Source organism: Jiangella alkaliphila (assembly GCF_900105925.1).
Classification (GTDB): domain Bacteria; phylum Actinomycetota; class Actinomycetes; order Jiangellales; family Jiangellaceae; genus Jiangella; species Jiangella alkaliphila.
This window is the reverse complement of the sequence record NZ_LT629791.1, coordinates 6154424-6171443: the sequence shown is the minus strand read 5'-3', so window position 1 is coordinate 6171443 and position 17020 is coordinate 6154424. Positions and strand designations below refer to the sequence as shown.

The 17020-nt window shown below is 70.2% G+C and carries 16 protein-coding genes; 9 read left to right on the top strand and 7 right to left on the bottom strand.

Annotated features, from left to right (window positions below; genetic code table 11):
* The first annotated feature begins 79 nt into the window (after positions 1-79).
* Positions 80-424, top strand: a complete 345-nt coding sequence (locus BLV05_RS28460; RefSeq protein ID WP_046770775.1) for an ArsR/SmtB family transcription factor — start codon at positions 80-82, stop codon at positions 422-424.
* 9 nt (positions 425-433) lie between these two features.
* On the opposite strand, the gene BLV05_RS28455 is transcribed toward BLV05_RS28460, so the two are convergent.
* Genes BLV05_RS28455 through BLV05_RS28435 form a run of 5 tightly spaced genes read right to left on the bottom strand, consistent with a single transcriptional unit; the run spans position 434 to position 5842 of the window.
* Positions 434-1612 (bottom strand): fumarylacetoacetate hydrolase family protein, encoded by a 1179-nt coding sequence (locus tag BLV05_RS28455; protein ID WP_046770776.1) that lies wholly within the window; start codon positions 1610-1612, stop codon positions 434-436.
* Positions 1609-2790 carry a mandelate racemase/muconate lactonizing enzyme family protein gene (locus tag BLV05_RS28450; RefSeq protein ID WP_046770777.1) on the bottom strand — a complete coding sequence of 394 codons (1182 nt, stop codon included), beginning with the start codon at positions 2788-2790 and terminating at the stop codon, positions 1609-1611. Before BLV05_RS28450 ends, BLV05_RS28455 begins: the two co-directional genes overlap by 4 nt.
* Position 2791: 1 nt before the next feature.
* Positions 2792-3622 carry a carbohydrate ABC transporter permease gene (locus BLV05_RS28445; RefSeq protein ID WP_046770778.1) on the bottom strand — a complete coding sequence of 277 codons (831 nt, stop codon included), beginning with the start codon at positions 3620-3622 and terminating at the stop codon, positions 2792-2794.
* The gene (locus tag BLV05_RS28440; protein ID WP_046770779.1) at positions 3619-4560 is read right to left on the bottom strand and encodes a carbohydrate ABC transporter permease; all 942 of its coding nucleotides are present in this window, start codon (positions 4558-4560) and stop codon (positions 3619-3621) included. The genes BLV05_RS28445 and BLV05_RS28440 overlap by 4 nt, the downstream gene beginning before the upstream one ends.
* Before the next feature lie 28 nt (positions 4561-4588).
* On the bottom strand, positions 4589-5842 hold the full coding sequence (locus tag BLV05_RS28435) for an ABC transporter substrate-binding protein (RefSeq protein WP_046770780.1): 1254 nt from the start codon (positions 5840-5842) through the stop codon (positions 4589-4591).
* Between the two features lie 139 nt (positions 5843-5981).
* Between BLV05_RS28435 and BLV05_RS28430 the strand changes: the two genes are divergently transcribed.
* Positions 5982-6770 carry an IclR family transcriptional regulator gene (locus BLV05_RS28430; RefSeq protein WP_046770827.1) on the top strand — a complete coding sequence of 263 codons (789 nt, stop codon included), beginning with the start codon at positions 5982-5984 and terminating at the stop codon, positions 6768-6770.
* A gap of 75 nt (positions 6771-6845) precedes the next feature.
* Here the strand turns inward: BLV05_RS28430 and BLV05_RS28425 are convergent, their stop codons facing one another.
* Positions 6846-8243 carry an alpha/beta hydrolase-fold protein gene (locus BLV05_RS28425; RefSeq protein ID WP_160312782.1) on the bottom strand — a complete coding sequence of 466 codons (1398 nt, stop codon included), beginning with the start codon at positions 8241-8243 and terminating at the stop codon, positions 6846-6848.
* Positions 8244-8598: 355 nt separating this feature from the next.
* Positions 8599-9780 carry a XylR family transcriptional regulator gene (locus tag BLV05_RS28420; RefSeq protein ID WP_052762790.1) on the bottom strand — a complete coding sequence of 394 codons (1182 nt, stop codon included), beginning with the start codon at positions 9778-9780 and terminating at the stop codon, positions 8599-8601.
* Positions 9781-9865: 85 nt separating this feature from the next.
* On the opposite strand from BLV05_RS28420, the gene BLV05_RS28415 reads away from it, so the two are divergent.
* The 7 genes from BLV05_RS28415 (at position 9866) to BLV05_RS28385 (ending at position 16963) form a co-directional block, all read left to right on the top strand.
* A complete protein-coding gene (locus tag BLV05_RS28415) occupies positions 9866-10969 on the top strand; it encodes a Gfo/Idh/MocA family protein (RefSeq protein WP_046770783.1) in 1104 nt (367 codons plus the stop codon).
* A 117-nt stretch (positions 10970-11086) separates the two neighbouring features.
* The gene (locus tag BLV05_RS28410) at positions 11087-12112 is read left to right on the top strand and encodes a branched-chain amino acid ABC transporter permease (RefSeq protein WP_052762791.1); all 1026 of its coding nucleotides are present in this window, start codon (positions 11087-11089) and stop codon (positions 12110-12112) included.
* Complete coding sequence (locus tag BLV05_RS28405; RefSeq protein ID WP_046770784.1) at positions 12109-13134, top strand: branched-chain amino acid ABC transporter permease; 1026 nt, start codon at positions 12109-12111, stop codon at positions 13132-13134. The genes BLV05_RS28410 and BLV05_RS28405 overlap by 4 nt, the downstream gene beginning before the upstream one ends.
* Positions 13131-14600: an ABC transporter substrate-binding protein gene (locus BLV05_RS28400; protein WP_046770785.1), complete on the top strand. Its 1470-nt coding sequence runs from the start codon at positions 13131-13133 to the stop codon at positions 14598-14600. Before BLV05_RS28405 ends, BLV05_RS28400 begins: the two co-directional genes overlap by 4 nt.
* A 10-nt stretch (positions 14601-14610) precedes the next feature.
* A complete protein-coding gene (locus BLV05_RS28395; RefSeq protein ID WP_046770786.1) occupies positions 14611-15360 on the top strand; it encodes an ABC transporter ATP-binding protein in 750 nt (249 codons plus the stop codon).
* Positions 15357-16091 (top strand): ABC transporter ATP-binding protein, encoded by a 735-nt coding sequence (locus BLV05_RS28390; protein WP_046770787.1) that lies wholly within the window; start codon positions 15357-15359, stop codon positions 16089-16091. Before BLV05_RS28395 ends, BLV05_RS28390 begins: the two co-directional genes overlap by 4 nt.
* On the top strand, positions 16088-16963 hold the full coding sequence (locus BLV05_RS28385) for a sugar phosphate isomerase/epimerase family protein (RefSeq protein ID WP_046770788.1): 876 nt from the start codon (positions 16088-16090) through the stop codon (positions 16961-16963). The genes BLV05_RS28390 and BLV05_RS28385 overlap by 4 nt, the downstream gene beginning before the upstream one ends.
* Positions 16964-17020: the final 57 nt, after the last annotated feature.

Below are 17020 nucleotides of genomic sequence, written 5' to 3'. Positions count from 1 at the left end.
CCATCGCCGACGTCACTCTGATGAATCGAAGTATCGCAGTATCTCGATGTGACTGCAACCAGTGGGATATGCTCCTGCCATGGTGGACGCCGCGGTCGCACCGGAGCCGAGTCTGGACCCGGAGCTGGTCAGGGCGTTGCGGGCGCTGTCGAACCCGGTCCGGCTGCAACTGCTGTCCTGGTTGCGCGAGCCCGAGCGCCACTTCGTGCTGGACGGCGCCATCGCCGATCCAGCCGAGGTGGGGGTGTGCGTGACCCACATCCAGGCCACGGTGGGCCTGGCTCAGTCGACGGTGTCGGCCTACATGGCCGAGCTGCAGCGAGCGGGCTTGGTCACGGCGACGCGGGTGGGCAAGTGGACTCACTACAAGCGCGATGAAGAGCGAATCGCCCAGCTGGTCGCCACCCTCGGCCGCACGCTCTAGCCGGATGCGTCACAGCAGTCCTCTCCTCGCGAGATTGCCCATGAGCGCGCGGACGCCGAAGTCCCACGGCTCGCACTCCTCGGCGTGCCGGACCCGGTTGACCAGGGTGCCCAGCGCCGGTGAGCCGATCCGGACGACGTCGCCCAGCTTGTGGGTGAACCCCTCGCCAGGACGGTCGCGGTCCTGGATGGGGGCGAACATGGTGCCGAGCATGAGCACCGCACCGTCGGGATAGTGGTGGTGCGGGCCGATCAGCTGGCCCACCAGAGCTTCCGGATCGCGCGAGATCCGCGACATCTCCGAGACCGCGTCGAGGCGGAACCCGTCGTCGCCGGAGATGTGCAGCCCCACCTCCAGCCCGCGCACGTCGTCCAGGCCGAAGCGGTCGTCGAAGAGCCGGATGAACGGTCCCAGCGCGCACGAGGCGTTGTTGTCCTTCGCCATCGGCAGCAGGAGCGCGGACCTGCCTTCGACGTCGCGCAGGTTCACGTCGTTGCCGAGGGTCGCTCCGACGATCCGGCCGCTGGACTGGACGACCAGCGCCACCTCCGGCTCAGGGTTGTTCCAGGTCGACGTTGCGAGCACCCCGACGGGCACGGCCGTTCCCACGGCGGACAGGATCTGGCCCTTGGTGAAGATCTCCGCATCGGGACCGATGCCGACCTCGAGATACTGGCTCCACGCGCCCTCGGCGACGAGCAGGTCCTTGAGCCGTCCTGCCTCCTCGGAGCCGGGCGACAGGTCGTGGAAGTCCGCGCCCACGCCGGCGAGCATCCGGCGGCGGAGGTCCGCCGCGAGCGTCAGGTCTCCTCGGGCCCGCTCCTCGATGACCCGCTCGATCATCGACACGGCGAACGTCACGCCCGCGGCCTTCAGCACCTGGAGGTCGACGGGAGCGAGCAGCCGGGGCCGTGCGTCGTCACGGAGGGCGGCGCCGGTGTTGCCGAGCACCTCGTCGACGGTTCCGACCCGCCGCCCGTCGAGTCCGGCGGCCACCGTAGCGGGCTCCGGCAACTCGCAGAGGTCACGCACCGTGGGGAAGCGCGAGCTGATGTCGACGACCTCGCCGTCGCGGACGACCACGGGCGACGGCCCGGCGGCGGCGGGATCCCAGATCCGGCCGATCAGGACGCTGTCCGCGGCATCGTCCGGCAGTGCCTCGGCGGCCGTTCCGAACCACGGCGTCATTCGTCGGCTCCCAGGTTGAAGAAGGAACGCTCGTCGTGGGGACGGATGTCGTAGACGGCGTCGTCGAACAGGCGCATGGGGTGCGGGGTGAACGGATGGCGGGCGATCTCCTCGAGGTCGAGCTCGATGCCCAGCCCGACGCCGAGTGGGACGAGCACGTCGCCCTCCTCGGTCAGGGTGAGACGTTCGTCGGTGACGTCCGGACGCCACGGCACGTCGGTCGCCATGATCTCCAGGTACCGGAAGTTGGGCAGGGTGGCGCCCAGTTGCAGGGTCGCGGCCGTGCTCAGTGGCCCGCTCGGGTTGTGCGGCGCGAAGCCCACGTAGCTGGTGGCCGCGAGCGTGGAGATGAAGGCCAGTTCGGCCAGCCCGCCCGCGTGCGTGACGTCGGGCTGGACGAAGTCGACCGCCTGACGTGCGAGGGCGGGGACGAAGCCCTGCCGGCCGAACCAGCGCTCGCCCGCCGCGATCGGCACCGGCGACGCCCGGCGCACGTCGACGAGGGCGTCGAGGTTGTCCGGCGGGCACGGTTCCTCGAACCAGACCGGATCGAACCGCGCGATCTCCCGCGCGACCAGGATGGCGTGGCGGACGTCGAAGCGGCCGTGCCCCTCGATGAACAGCTCGACGTCCGGGCCGACGGCCGAGCGGACGGCGTCGATCTGCGCCAGCACCCGGTCCAGCTGCCGTGAGCCGATGACGAGGTCGTAGTTCTCGAACGGATCCCACTTGAGCCCCCGGAACCCGGTGGCGACCGTCCGGGTGGCCGCCGCCGCGTAGTCCTCGGGTGTGCTCGCGCGCGAGAACCAGCCGTTGGCGTAGGCGCGCACCCGGTCGCGCGTGGCGCCGCCGAACAGGCGGGACACCGGCACGCCGAGCTCACGGGCCGAGATGTCCCAGAGCGCCATCTCCAGCGAGCTCAGCGCCGTCATGACGACCGGGCCGCCGCGCCAGTACCAGTCGCGGGCCAGCTCGTAGAGCGTGCCGGAGATGCGGGTGGGATCGAGGCCGGTCACGGCCTCGGCCAGTTCGGCGATCGCGCCCTGGACGGCGCGCTCCTTGCCTTCGAGGGTGGCCTCGCCGAGCCCGGCGACGCCCTCGTCGGTGCACACGCGGACGAGGACGAGGTTGGTGCGGTAGAAGTCGACGACGAAGGTGTCGACCGAGGTGATCTTCATGTCATCCCTTGACTGCGCCGGCGGTCATACCGGCGACGACGTACTTCTGCGCGAACAGGTAGAACGCGACGGCGGGCAGGGTGAACATGAAGGCCACGGCCATGACGGTCTGCACCGGGGTGCCGACCTCCCCGATGAAGTTCGCGATGCCCACCGAGGCCGGCTGCGTCTCCGGCGCGTAGATGAACGTCACCGCGAACACGTACTCGTTCCAGGCGTGGAAGAACGCGATGACCGCCGCGGCCGCGATCGACGGCCCGATCAGGGGCACGTTGATGCGCAGCAGCATGGTGAGCGGCCGGGCGCCGTCGACCCGTCCGGCCTCCTCGAGCTCGCGTGGGATGCCGTCGATCGCCCCCTTGAGGATGAGCGCGACGATCGGCAGCACGAACGCCGAGTTGGCCAGGATCAGCCCGGTGAGGGAGTCGAGCAGGTCGAAGCGGTTGAACAGCGAGAACAACGGCACGACCATGAGCGCTTCGGGGAGCATCTGGGTGAGCAGCAGGACGACCGCCGTCAGGGTCTTGCCGCGGAACGAGAACCGCGAGAGCGCATAGCCCAGCGGGATGCCCAGGCCGATCGACAGCGCGGTCGTGCCGAGCGCGATCACCAGGCTGTTGCGCAGCCAGCCCAGCGCCTCGCCGTCGGCCAGCGCGTCGGCGAAGACCCCGAACTCGGAGAAGTCCGGAAGCAGCCGGGCGTCGGCGGCGAACAGGTCGGCGTTGCTCGACAGCGCGGTGACGAACATCCAGTACAGGGGGAAGACCGCGATCCCCATGACCATGAGGACGGCGACGATGCGCAGCGTCAGGCCGATCCGGAGCCGGCTCATCGCAGGCCCTCCTTCTCGGCGGCGCGGGTGACGAGCCTGCTGCCCGCGATGACGATGAGGGAGATGACGACGCCGACCATGCCGATCGCCGCCGCCGTGCCGAGCTGCTTGGAGTCGAACGCCTGCGCGTAGAGGTCGATGACGAGCGTCTCGGTGGAGCCCACCGGCCCGCCCTTGGTCATCAGCCAGATGAGTTCGAAGCGCCGGATCGACCAGATCGTCATCAGCAGCGCGAGCAGCCCCACCGTCGGCTTGATCACCTGCCAGGTGACGGCCCGGAACGTCCACCAGCGGCCGGCGCCGTCCATCGTGGCCGCCTCGGTGAGGTCGCGCGGGACCGCCTGCAGCGCGGACAACAGCACCACCGAGGTGAGCGGGAAGAGCTGCCAGACGGTCGTCACGAGGATCGCCGGCAGGGCGTAGGTCGAGCTGTCCAGGATCGCGCCGCCCGGAACGCCCAGCCCGACGGCATTGAGGAACCGGTTCACGATGCCGTACTGGGGGTTGAGCATCCAGGTCGCGATGAGGGCGACCGCGATGCCGGGCGCGGCCCAGGGCACGGTCACGAGCGCACGCACCACGCCCCGGCCGCGGAAGCTCCGGTTGAGCAGCAGAGCGACCAGCAGCCCGGCGCCCACGGAGCCGACGACGCAGGCGACGACGTAGACCAACGTGGTGCGCAGGGTGCGGCGGAAGTCCTCGTCGGCGAAGATGTGGGCGTAGTTCTCCAGACCCACCCACGTGCTGTTCGTGGGGTTGAGCAGCGAGGTCCGGGTGAAGCTCAGGAAGATCTCCTGCGCGAGCGGAACCCCCTGGAAGAGGACGATGAAGATGGCGGCGGGAGCGAGGAACAGGTAGGGCGTCCACCGGCTGCCGAGAGGGCTGCCCCGTCGCCGGGTCGCGGCGCGGGGCGCCCTCGTCTGCTCGAGCACGGTCATCGAGTGGTGTCCTTCGTGGTGTCGGCGTTCATCCGACCAGGTCGGTCGCCTGCTCCTGGGCGGTGTCCAGGGCCGTCTCCAGGTCGACGTCGCCCTGCAGCGCGGCGATGACGTTCTGGACGACGATCTTGCGGATGTCGGGCGTCTGTGCCTCGAAGCCGAGGACGACCTGCGGGAGACTGGACTCGGTGAGCTCGTCGAAGGCCGGGAGGAACGGCATGGCCTGCAGCGACTCCGGGCTGCGCTCGGTCGCCGTCGCGACGCTGCTCGCGCCGAGGATCTCCTGGAGCGCCACCTGGTTCTCGGCCTCGAGCGCCCACTGGATGAACGTGGCCGCCTCCTCCTTCGCCCCGCTGGCCTCGTTGATCACGATGGGCGCGAGGATCGCGCCCTGGCTGCGGACCGGGAAGGGGATGGGCGCGACGCTGAAGTTCAGGCCTGGGCTCTCGGCCAGCAGGTGGGTGGCGTAGCCGCCGTTGTTGAGCTCCATCGCGACCTTGCCCTCGGCGAACATGCGGCGGAAGGTCGCCGCGTCGGCGCCGCGGGGGATGACGTTCGCGTCGTACAGGTCCTTGTAGGCCTGCAGGCCCTCGAGGTTCTCGGGGGCGTTGATCGTGAGGTTCTCACCGTCGGACCACGCGCCGCCGAAGCCGTAGACGTAGTTGAAGATGTCCTGCCAGACGCCGGCCTCCTCGGCCTCCGTCTGGCGGAAGGCCAGCCCGAAGACGTCGCCGGCCGTCAACGACTGGGCGGTGGCGAAGAAGTCGTCGTACGTCGTCGGCGGCTCCGGGATCAGGTCGGCGTTGTAGAACATCGCGTAGTTGGACGCCTCGAAGATGACGCCGTGACGCACGTCGTCGTGGACCATGAACCGATCGGGCTCTTCGAGCAGGTCGTACTCGCCGACGTCGATCAGGTCGTCCAGCGGCGCGATCAGGCCGGCGTCCGAGGCCGCCTCGAACTCGGGCATGTCGAAGCGGACGAGGTCGGGTCCTTCGCCGCCACCCATCTGCGTCAGCACCGTCTGGCCGAAGGTCGGGTAGGGGACGGACGCGGCCTCGACGCGAATGCCGTCCTGGCTCGCGTTGAACACGTCGAGCCACTCCTGCAGCTGTGGCCCGCGGCCGGGGTCGCCGAAGGTCGAGGCGGCGAAGGTGAGCGTCGTGACGCCGCCGTCCGAGCCGGAGCTCGAGTCGGAGTCGGAGCCGCAGCCGGTCGTGACGGCAAGACCGACGGCGGCGGCCGCGGCGACCATGGCGCGGCGAACGCGAGTTGTCCTCATCGGGTGCTCCTCAAGGAGTCGTGGCTCTCTGGTTGAACGTTAAAGGTCTGCAACGATCGTAGGAACATCTGCAACGCTGTCAAATCACGGTTGCGCATCGCTACGCATCCGTTGCGTATAGTGCAATCCGGAGGTGGTCGTGGCTCAGACGATCCAACGTGCGATCGAGCTCATCAGGAGGTCGGCGGAACACCCGCTGAGCCTCACCGAGGCATCGGAGGTGCTCGGCGTCCACAAGTCGACGGCGCTCCGGATGCTCCAGACGCTCGAGGCGGCACGGTTCGTCCGGAAGACCGGCGTCGGGACGTACGTGTTCGGAAGCGGACTCATCGAGCTGTCCGAGCTCGCTCTCGGCTCGATGGATCTTCGTCAGTTCGCCTCGGCGCACCTGCGCCGGCTCCAGCGGGAGACCGGTCACACGGTGCACCTCGCGCAGCTGACCGGCGACGAGATCATCTACATCGACAAGGTCGACAGCCCGGCCTTCGACGCCGTGAAGCTGCCCTCGAGGGTCGGCCGCGCGGTGTCGATCTATGCCAGCGCCGTCGGCAAGGTGATCCTGGCCCATCTGCCTCGAGAAGAGCGCGATCGCCTGCTCTCGCACGTCACGTTCGAGCGGTACACCGACACCACCTTCGCCGACCGCGGGTCGCTCGAGCTCGAGCTCATCGCGGTACGCGAGCGGGGCTGGGCGGCGGACAACGGCGAACACGACGCCTACGTGATGTGCGTGGCCGCACCGATCAGGGACACCCGGGGGCGGGTCGTGGCCGCCGTCTCGATCACGGCGATCGAGGTCATCGCGACCCTGCCGCAGCTGGAGGCGCGGCTCCCGCTGCTGCTCGACACCGCGGCCGCGATCTCCGCGGAGCTCGGCCACAGCTCCGGCGCCGCTACCGAGACGGCGGCGGAGCCGGCGGCCGGCTGAGCACGCCTGGCGCCCCTGCCTGGGGCGGCGGCACCTCGGCTTCGAGGAGCGCCGCCCCAGACCGGGTGGAGGAGGTCAGCCGGCGTCGGCCGGTGCGCTGCGTGACTCGTCGAACAGGTCGTCGCCGCGGTAGTGCGCGACCACCGGCTCGTCGAGCAGTGCACGGTCGACCGGCTTGTGGAACCGCGCGACGCCGTCGCGGACCCGGGCGGAGCCGAGGTACTCGTCGCCCGCGTAGAAATCCACCTTTCCCGACGGCGAGGCGACGCTGGTCGTCACGGGATCGACCGTGGCGACGGCGGTGAGGCGCACATGGCGCCCGACCGGCTCGGTGGTGGCCTCGAGTTTCGTCGTGGTGCTGCGGAACGCGAGCTCGCGCAGGTAGTGGTTCAGCAGCGGCCGCCAGACGTGCCAGGTGTGCACGCCCGGGAGGTTGAACTCGTCGAGGTCGACGCCGGCCGCCCTCAGCGCGGCGGCGTTGCGCTGCGAGTTCTCGGCGATGTTGCCCAGGCGGTCCTGCAGGCCGGTGCCGATCATGATGCCTCCGGCCACGTCCTTCATGCGGTCGATCTGCTGCTGGCCGGCCTGCGGTCCGCCCGCGCTCCAGGCGGCGTGGTAGCCGAACAGTTCCGTGTGGTCGTACATCAGCGTGTAGGCGCGGCTCCCGCCGGCGGAGAACCCGCCGAAGGCGCGGTCCTCGGCCCGGGTGGAGACGTTGTAGTTCTGCTCCACGAACGGGAAGACGTTGTTCCTGAGCTCGTCGACGTAGCCCTGGTTCCCGCCGGGAAGGCCGTTGAAGTCGGTCGACACGATGACCATCGGCTGGACCGCGCCGTCCTGGATCGCGTTCTCCAGGATGTGGTGGGCCACGCCCTGCATCGTCCAGGCGGTCGAGTGGTCGCCGCCGCCGTGACTCAGGTACAGGGTCGGGTACGGCGTCGCCCGATCCGGGTCGTAGCCGTGCGGCAGGTACACGACGATGTCGTGGACGCCGGCCGGGTTGGTGGACAGCGGCGACGGGTAGCGTCGCGTCTCCAGGGTGCCGGCCTTGTTGGCCCGGGGCGGGGCCTGGTAGCCGGTGTCGTACGTCGGGAACTTCCTGCTCTCCGGGACGTAGATCGTGCTGCGTACCGCGCCCGGCGCGCCCGGGTACTGAGGCTGGATCTGCCACGGGTTCGCCGGGTCGTCATGCAGTGTGCAGCCGGTGGCCAGCGGGTTGGTGCAGTCGTGGGTGAAGGCGTAGCGGAAGCTGCCGGCGGGCAGCGGCACCGTGATCGACCAGACGCCGTCGTCGCCGCGCTCCATCGGCAGGATCTGCCACGGTGTGGCCGCGATGTCGCCCGGCATCCACTCCGACGGGTGCCGCCCGTCGCCGCAGTCCTGACAGGTCACGCTCTCGGGGCGCGAGTAGAACCAGTCGCCGTAGATGTGGACCGACTCGACGCCTTCGGGCGCCTCGTACCTGAAGGTCACGGAGTATCCGGACGGTGGCTGATCGGTCCGGACGACCTCCGGTCCGAGCCGCTGCGGGGGCGCGGCCGTCGCGGGCGGCGCGAACGCTCCGGCGGCCATCGCCGCGGCGACCGTGAGGCTCGCCAGCAGTGATCTCGTCAACCGTCGGCCAGGTGGGGATGCCGGCGAACGGTGGGGGCGTGCGAGGCGCATGTATCTCTCCCTCCATTGGGCGAGTCGATCAGGCCGGGGGGACGGCTGATCGATTACATCGTTGGAACCATTGCGGAGAGTGCCGCACGCTGTCAAGGGTCGATTGCGTATACTGAGAATGACGTTGCGCTGTATGCAACCCACCGACGCCGGCGGCTTGGCGTCAGGGCTGCTGCCGGAACGACTGGCGTGCGACCGAGCCGTTCACGGTTCGGCGGTACTGCCCGGGTGACGTGCCGGTGTACTTCTTGAACGCGACGCTCATGTACTCGGAGTGGCTGAAGTCCAGCCGTTCGGCGATCTGCTGGAGCGTCCAGTCCGTCGAGGAGAGCAGCTCGGCCACGTGCCCCATCCGGACCCTGATGATCTCGCCGTGCACCGTCCGGCCGAGGGTGGCCGCGAACCGGAGGTCGAGGGCGCGTCGCGACAGTCCGACATGGCGCAGGACGGTGCTGACGGCGATGTTCTGGTCGGACCGGGAGCGGATGAACCGCAGGGCCGCGGAGACCAGCGGGTCGTCGACGGCGAGGATGTCGGAGGACTGGCGGGCGACGATGCGGGTGGGTTCGATCAGCCGCAGCCCCGGCTCGAGGGTCTGGCCCTGCATCATCAGGTCGAGCAGGTGCGCCGCCATGTACCCGGTCGCCGTCGTGTTGGGCTCGATGCTCGACAGCGGCGGCGTGGTGAGGTTGCCGATCAGCTCGTCGTTGTCGACCCCGATGACGGCGACGGCGTCGGGTACCGCCAGTCCGGCGATCTTGCAGGCCTCCAGGACCTCCTGACCCGCGATGTCGTAGCAGGCGAGAACGCCGACCGGCTTCGGCAGCTCCGCGAGCCAGGCCGCGATGCGCTCACGGTCGGCGGCGCGCATGCCTGACGACGTCATCCGGAACTGGTGCGGCGTCGCGCCCCGCCGGCGGACGTGGCCGGCGAACCACTCGCTCCGCTTCACCGACCAGGCGAACTGCTCGTCGCCGCAGAAGGCGAAGTTCCGCAGGCCCCGCTCGGCGAAGTGGCCGACGGCCCAGCGTGCGATGGTGCCGTCGTCGGTCTCGACGCCGGGAAGCTCGGGGACCAGCCGGGCCGCGCTGAGGTCGACCGTCGGGAGGTCCAGCCTCCGGATGAAGCGAGCGGTGCCCTCGTTCTCGATACGGGCCAGGACGCCGTCGCCGTGCCAGCCTTCGAGCCAGGAGAAGTCGGTCTCGTGCCGGCTGTGCTCGGCGAGGTAGAGCGACCAGTGCGGGTGTTCCTCGACGTATTTCTTCACGCCGACGAGCAGCCCGCGCGCGTAGGCGTTCGAGGTTTCGACCAGTAGCGCGACGTGCCGCGTCCTCATGACGACCATGTAAAAAATCTAAGCTCTGCTGCTGGATTGCGCATGGTTCGTCCCGTGGTGTCCTCCGTAGCCTTCACGGCACAGGAGGTCAACGATGACGCAGAGAGTGCGAGTGGCCATCGCCGGACTGGGGTTCGGGTCGGAGTTCGTGCCGATCTACCAAGCCCATCCGGACGCCGAACTCGTGGCTGTGTGCCAACGAACCGAGACCGCGCTGAACGAGACGGCCGACCGCTTCGACGTCGCGGGCCGCTACACGGATTTCGCCGAGCTGCTCCGGAACCCGGACATCGACGCGGTGCACATCAACACCCCGATCCCTGACCACGCCGGCCAGACCGTCGCCGCACTTCGGGCCGGCAAGCATGTCGCCTGCACCGTGCCGATGGCCACGACGCTCGACGAGTGCCGGTCGATCGTCTCGGCCGTGCGGGAGTCCGGCAAGAACTACATGATGATGGAGACCATCGTCTACTCCCGCGAGTTCCTGCACGTCAAGGACCTCGCCGAGAACGGCACGCTGGGCCGCCTCCAGTTCCTGCGCGGGGCGCACCACCAGGAGATGGCCGGCTGGCCCGGGTACTGGGAGGGTCTTCCTCCCATGCACTACGCCACCCATGCGGTGAGTCCGGTGCTGTCGTTGGCCGGTGCGCTGGCGGAGAGCGTCGTGTGTCTCGGGTCGGGACGGATCTCGCCCGAACTCGCCGCGAAGTACGGGTCGCCGTTCGCGGTCGAGAGCGCGCTCATCACCTTGCGGGACTCGCCCGTCGGGGCCGAGATCGCCCGGTCCTTGTTCCGGACGGCCCGCGAGTACGTCGAGAGTTTCACCGTGTTCGGAGAACTGGCGACCTTCGAGTGGGAGCAGACGCAGGGCTCGGGGCACGTCCTGCACGTCGGTGAGATTCCCAAGCCCGTCGAGATCCCGGACTTCGCCCACCGGCTGCCGGCCGAGATCGCGCCCTTCACCACCCGCGGTGTCTACGACGACGAGAACGAGCACCTCTCGTTCGTCCAGGGCAGCGGTCACGGCGGATCCCACCCGCACCTGGCACACGAGTTCGTCCGCAGCATCGTCGAGGAGCGGGCGCCCGCCGTCGACGAGGTCACGGCCGCGAACTGGACGTCCGTCGGCATCTGCGCCCACGAGTCGGCCATGAACGGCGGCGCCCGGGTGGCGATCCCCGACTACGCGCACTGACACTCCGCCGCCACCGCACAGGTCGTCCGACACCACGCGCCGATCGGCGCTCAACCGTGGGAGGTACCGATGACGCCTGCCCTGATCGATGCGGAGCGGAGCTCGCCGAGGCGCCGGTTGACTGAACTGCGCCGGCCTCCGGTCTGGGCCGCCGCCGTCGTCGTGGTGGCCGTCGCCGCCTGGGTGCTGTTCCTCGCGGACGGCTCGCCGGCCGGCGCTGCAGTGGACGACCCGGGCAAGTTCCTCGTGACCGTCCTCGACGCGGTGACCTTCGCCGGACTGCTCTTCGTCGCGGCGTCCGGGTTCACGCTGATCTTCGGGCTCATGCGCACGGTGAACATGGCGCACGGATCGTTGTTCCTGCTGTCCGCCTACGTCGCCATCCGCGTGCAGGAGGCCATGGTCGGCCAATCCCGCAACATCGACCCGGCCGACGTGGGCCTGCTCGACTGGCTGGTCCCGCTGCTGGCCGGGGCGGGCGTCGCGGCCGTGCTCGGTCTGCTGATCCAGCAGGTGTTCCTGCAGTGGAACGAGGGCCAGGAGATGCGTCAGACGCTGCTGACGCTCGCCATCACCGTCGTGCTCGCCGACCAGATGCTGCGTGAGTTCGGCGGGCTGGCGCAGCGGGTGGTCTGGCCGGGCGCGGTGACGCACTTCTTCTCCGTCATGGGGGAGCGCTACGCCCTCACCAGGCTCTTCATGCTCGGCATCGCCGTGCTGGTCGGCCTGCTGCTGTGGCTGTGGCTGACCCGGACGAGCGTGGGCCTCGTCATCAGGGCGGGCGTGGACGACCGGCAGATGGTGCGCGGGCTGGGCATCAACATCCGCCGGGTGTTCGCGCTCACGTTCCTCGTCGGCTCGTTCCTGGCCGGGGTCGGCGGCGTGCTCGGCGCGTCGTTCGCCGGGGCCGCGCCCGGCACTGACGGCAGCTGGCTGCTGAACGCGCTCGTGGTCGTGATCATCGGCGGCCTCGGCTCACTCAAGGGCGCCGCGGCCGGTTCGCTGCTGTACGGCACGGTGGTCGCCTTCTCGCCCGCGTACCTGCCGAGCCAGTACTCCTACTACGCGATCATCATGACGTTCGGCCTCCTGGCGCTCGTGCTGGCCGTGCGTCCCTACGGGCTGTTCGGGAGGCCGGCATGAGCCTGCGCGAACGCCTGACCGCGAAGACGCTCGCCCTTGCGGGCCTGGTCCTCGTCCTGGTGCTGCTGCCAAGCCTCGCCACGGCGTTCTTCGTCAACTTCGTCATGACCCAGACGCTGATCCTGGGCCTGGCCGCGGCGACCATCGTGTTCCTGTCGAGGTACGGCGGCATGACCTCGCTGGCGCAGCTGCTGATGTTCGGGATCGCCGGCTTCATGTTCGGCAACGCGGCACTCGACGGCGGCGCCCGCGGAATGAACCTCGGCTGGCACCCATGGGCCGCCGTGGCCTTCGCGATCGTCGTCACGGCGCTGGCGGCGTTCGCGCTGGGCGCGATCGCGAGCCGGACCACGGGCATCTACTTCCTGATGCTCACCCTGGTCTACGGGGTCATCGGCTACTTCGTGTTCGCCCAGATCGTCGAGATCTCCGGCCCCGGCGGCATCACCAGCATCCAGCGGCCGGACCTGCTGGGACCGCCGGTCCGACTGTACTACGCGGGCCTGCTGCTCTCGGTGCTCGCCTACGCCGGTTTCCGGTCGGCCCGCCGGACGGCGTTCGGGCTGGCGCTCCAGGGCGTCCGCGACGACCCGGTCCGGATGGCGTCCCTGGGGTTCAACGTGCCGCTGCACCGTGCCCTGGCCTTCACCCTCGCCGGGTTCGTGGCCGGGCTGGCCGGACTGGTGAACGTGTGGTGGAACGGCCAGATCGATCCCTCGTCGATCTCCATCGGGCCGACGCTGATCCTGCTGATCATCGCCGTCATCGGCGGTATCTCGTCACTGGAGGGCGCGTGGCTCGGCGCCTTCGTCTACGTCCTGGTCTTCACCTACCTGCGCGACCTGCCGCTCGTCGACCGCATCGGCATCACCGAGGCCCGGTTCAACACCGTCATCGGCGTCATCGTCCTGGCGATCATGGTCCTCTCACCCGAGGGCCTGACCGGGATCGTCCAGCGGCTGCGCGGCGGATCGCCATCCATCCGCACGACCCAGAAGGAACTCGGAGGAACACGATCATGAGCAGACGACGAACGGCGCTGGCCGTCTCCCTGACGGCGGGCCTGGCGCTGGTGGCCGCGGGTTGCGGCGGGGGAGACGACGACTCGGCCGGCCTGCCCGCCGATCAGGAGAACACCGCCGGCGACGGAACGGGCTCGCCGTCCGGTGACGGGATCCGCCTGGGCATCCTCGGCCAGTGCGAGGGGCCGTTCGGCGGCTTCCACGAGGACGTGGTCGCCGGCACCACCCTGGCGCTCGCGCAGTTCGCCGGCGCGACTCCCAACTCCACGACCAGCGCGCTGGAGGGATTCAGCGGTGCGGAGGTCGCGGGCACGCCGATCGAGCTGGTCGGCATCGGCTGCGGCGACGACACCGCCGACCGCATCGTCCAGGAGGTGCGCCGGCTGGTCGAGCAGCTCGGCGCCAACGTGATCATCGGGCCGCTCTCCGGCGACGAGGGCATCGCCATCGCCGAGTACGCCAAGGCGAACCCCGAGCTCACCGTCCTCGCCGGCATCTCCGGGTCGCAGGAGCAGACGCTGCAGGTCCAGGCGCCGAACTACTTCCGCTTCTACGGCGACGGCGCGATCTGGAGCGCCGGCCTCGGCGACCTGCTGCACAACCAGGAGGGCTGGGACTCGGTGGCGGTCATCGCCGACGACTACAGCTTCGGCCATACCTCGGCCGCCGGTTTCGTGGCCGACTTCTGCGCCGCCGGCGGTGAGGTCACGCACCGGGTGTTCCCGCCGCTGGGCACCACGGACTACTCGTCCTACATCGCGCAGCTGCCCAACCCGGACGAGGTCGACGGCTACTTCTGGGCCGTCGGCGGCACCGGGACGCAGGCCGCGCTCGAGGCCTTCGTCAACGGCAAGGGCGATCTCACCGGTGACCAGCACGCCGGGAACCTGTTCTTCAACCCCGCCCTCGCCCAGGCACTCGGCACCGGCATCGCCGGGGCGTACGTGGGCGGCTTCGCCACGCTGCCGGCCGACGTCCAGACCCCGGAGATCGAGGAGTACCTGGCCGCCGCAGACGAGACCTGGGAGACCATTCCGGGCTCGCTGAGCGGCAACGAGCCCGCGCCGCCGTCCGTCGCCGCCGCGTTCGGCTTCTTCTACGGCTACTACACGGCCGGGGTGGCGCTGGTCGAGTCGCTGGAGGCGGTCGGTGGCGACGTCTCCGACCTCGACGCCTTCCACGAGGCGATCTCCGGCCTCACCCTCGACCTGCCGTACGGCGACATCAGCCTGGACGAGAACCGCAGCGGCATCGTCGACGTCGGCCTGTCGCGCCTGGTGCTCGACGACTCGGGCGAGGTCGTCCAGGAGACCGTCGCGATCGTCCCCGGCGTCGACCAGACCTTCGGCGGCACGTTCAGCCCCGACACCCCCTCGCCGGGCCGGGACTTCCCGGCCTGCGAGGAGCGGGACCTGCCGTGGGAGGGCAACGCCATCCCGGTCGTCGACGGCGTCCCGCAGAGCTAGGGGGACCGTCATGGCGCCCGTCGTCCAGGTCCGCGCGGTCACGGTGGCGTTCGGAGGCCTGCGCGCCCTGCGCGGTGTCGATCTCGACGTCGCACAGGGCGAGCGGCTGGCCGTCATCGGACCGAACGGAGCCGGCAAGACCACCTTGTTCAACGTCATCGCCGGTGACATCGCGCCGACCACCGGCGCGGTCTTCATCCAGGGCCGCGACTGCACCCGCCGGCCGTCGCGGTCGCGTCCCGGCCTCGGCCTGGCGCGGACGTACCAGAAGGCGCGCGCCTTCGCCGGCCTCACCGTGCGCGAGAACGTCTACCTCGCGCTCGCCGGTCACCGCGGCCGGCACCGGGCGCTCTGGCGGTCCGCGACCGACCGCGCGATGCGCGCCGAGGCCGCGGACGTGGCGGCGCAGGTCTGGCTGTCGGAGCAGGTCGACACGGTGGCCGGCGAGCTCGCGCACGGACAGCGACGGCAGCTCGAACTGGCGATGGCCATCGCCACCCGGCCGGAGGTGATGCTGCTCGACGAACCGGCCTCCGGCCTGTCCCGCGGCGAGCGAGAACGTCTCGTCGAGCTGCTCGAGTCCTTCGACGACCGGCTGACACTGCTGCTCATCGAGCACGACATGGACGTCGCGTTCCGGATCGCGCAGCGCGTCGTCGTGATGGCCGACGGCGAGCAGGTCATGGCCGGAACACCCGAGCAGGTGCGTGCGGACCCGCACGTCCATCAGATCTATCTCGGCACGGAGGCGGCGGCATGACACCGGACGAGGCGTTGCTCGAGGTCCGCGACCTGCGCTCCGGCTACGGGGCGTCAGTGGTGCTCGACGGGCTGAGCTTCAGCGTGGGCGTCGAGGCGGTCGCGATCGTGGGCCGCAACGGAATGGGCAAGACCACGCTCTGCGACACGCTGGTCGGCTTCGTCGCCCCGTCCGGCGGCGAGGTCCGGCTGTCCGGTCGCAGGCTGGACGGCCTCGCTCCCGAGACGATCGCCATCGCCGGCATCGGCTACGTCCCGCAGGGCCGCCGGCTCTTCCCGTCCCTCACCGTCGACGAGCACCTGGTCATGCTGGCCCGGCGAGCCCGAGGCAGGCGATGGACCCCCGACGCGGTCTACGACCTGTTCCCGCGGCTGGCCGAACGCCGGCGGCACGGGGGAGCGGACCTGTCCGGCGGCGAACAGCAGATGCTCGCCGTCGGCCGGGCGCTGCTCCTGAACGCACCGCTCATCGTCATGGACGAGCCGTCCGAAGGGCTGGCGCCGACGATCGTCGACGTCCTCGTCGACGCCGTCCATCAGCTGGTGGCCGAGGGCGTCGCCGTCCTCGTCGTCGAGCAGAACCTGCGGGCGGCCGTGCGGATGGCCGGCCGTCAGCTCGTCATGGTCTCGGGCCGCATCGAGGCGGAGTTCACCGGCGCGGAGCTGCTGGACCGGCCCGACCTGCAGCACCGCTACCTCGGCGTCGGCGCCACGATAGGAGAGCACGCATGACGAACGTCAGGGCGCTGGGCGCCAACACCTGGATCTGGACCTCGCCACTGACCGACCAGCGGCTGGCCGAGCTGGCGCCGCGGATCCGCGCATGGGGCTTCGACGTGATCGAGCTCCCGGTCGAGACCGTCAACGACTGGAATCCCGGCCGCGCGGCGACGCTGCTCGACTCGCTCGGCCTGTCGGCCACCGTCGTCGTCGGGATGGGGCCGGGGCGCGAGCTGGTGGCCACCGACCGGGAGACGATCGCGGCCACGCGCGACTTCCTGCGCCACGTGGTCGACGCCGCTGCGGCCGTCTCGTCGCCGGTCGTCGCCGGCCCGATCTACTCGTCGGTCGGGCGGACCTGGCGCATCGGCGACGCGGAACGGCGCGGCTGCTACGCGCAGCTGCGCGACAGCCTCGGGCCCGTGGTCGGGCACGCCATGGACGCCGGGGTCACCGTCGCCGTCGAGCCCCTCAACCGGTTCGAGACCAGCTTGATCAACACCGTCGACCAGGCGCTGGAGGCCCTCGACGGCCTCCCTGCCGCCGGGTGCGGCGTGGGGCTGGACGTGTTCCACATGAACATCGAGGAACGCAGCATCACCGAGGCCATCCGGCGGGCCACCGGGCGGATCGCGCACGTGCAGGTGTGCGCCAACGACCGTGGCGCGCCGGGCGCGGATCACCTGAACTGGCCCGGCATCGTCGCCGCCCTGGACGCGGCCGGCTACCGGGGCCCGCTCGTGATCGAGTCCTTCACCGGCGACAACGCGACGATCGCGACCGCGGCGTCGATCTGGCGGCCGCTGGCGAAGACGCAGGACGCCATCGCCGTCGACGGGCTCGCCTTCCTCACCGGTGTGGTGCGGGGAGGAGGTGTGGCGTAAGCGATCTGCGCACGTTCGGCTGCTGTCCCTCGGACGATCTTCGGTCCCATCCGCAAC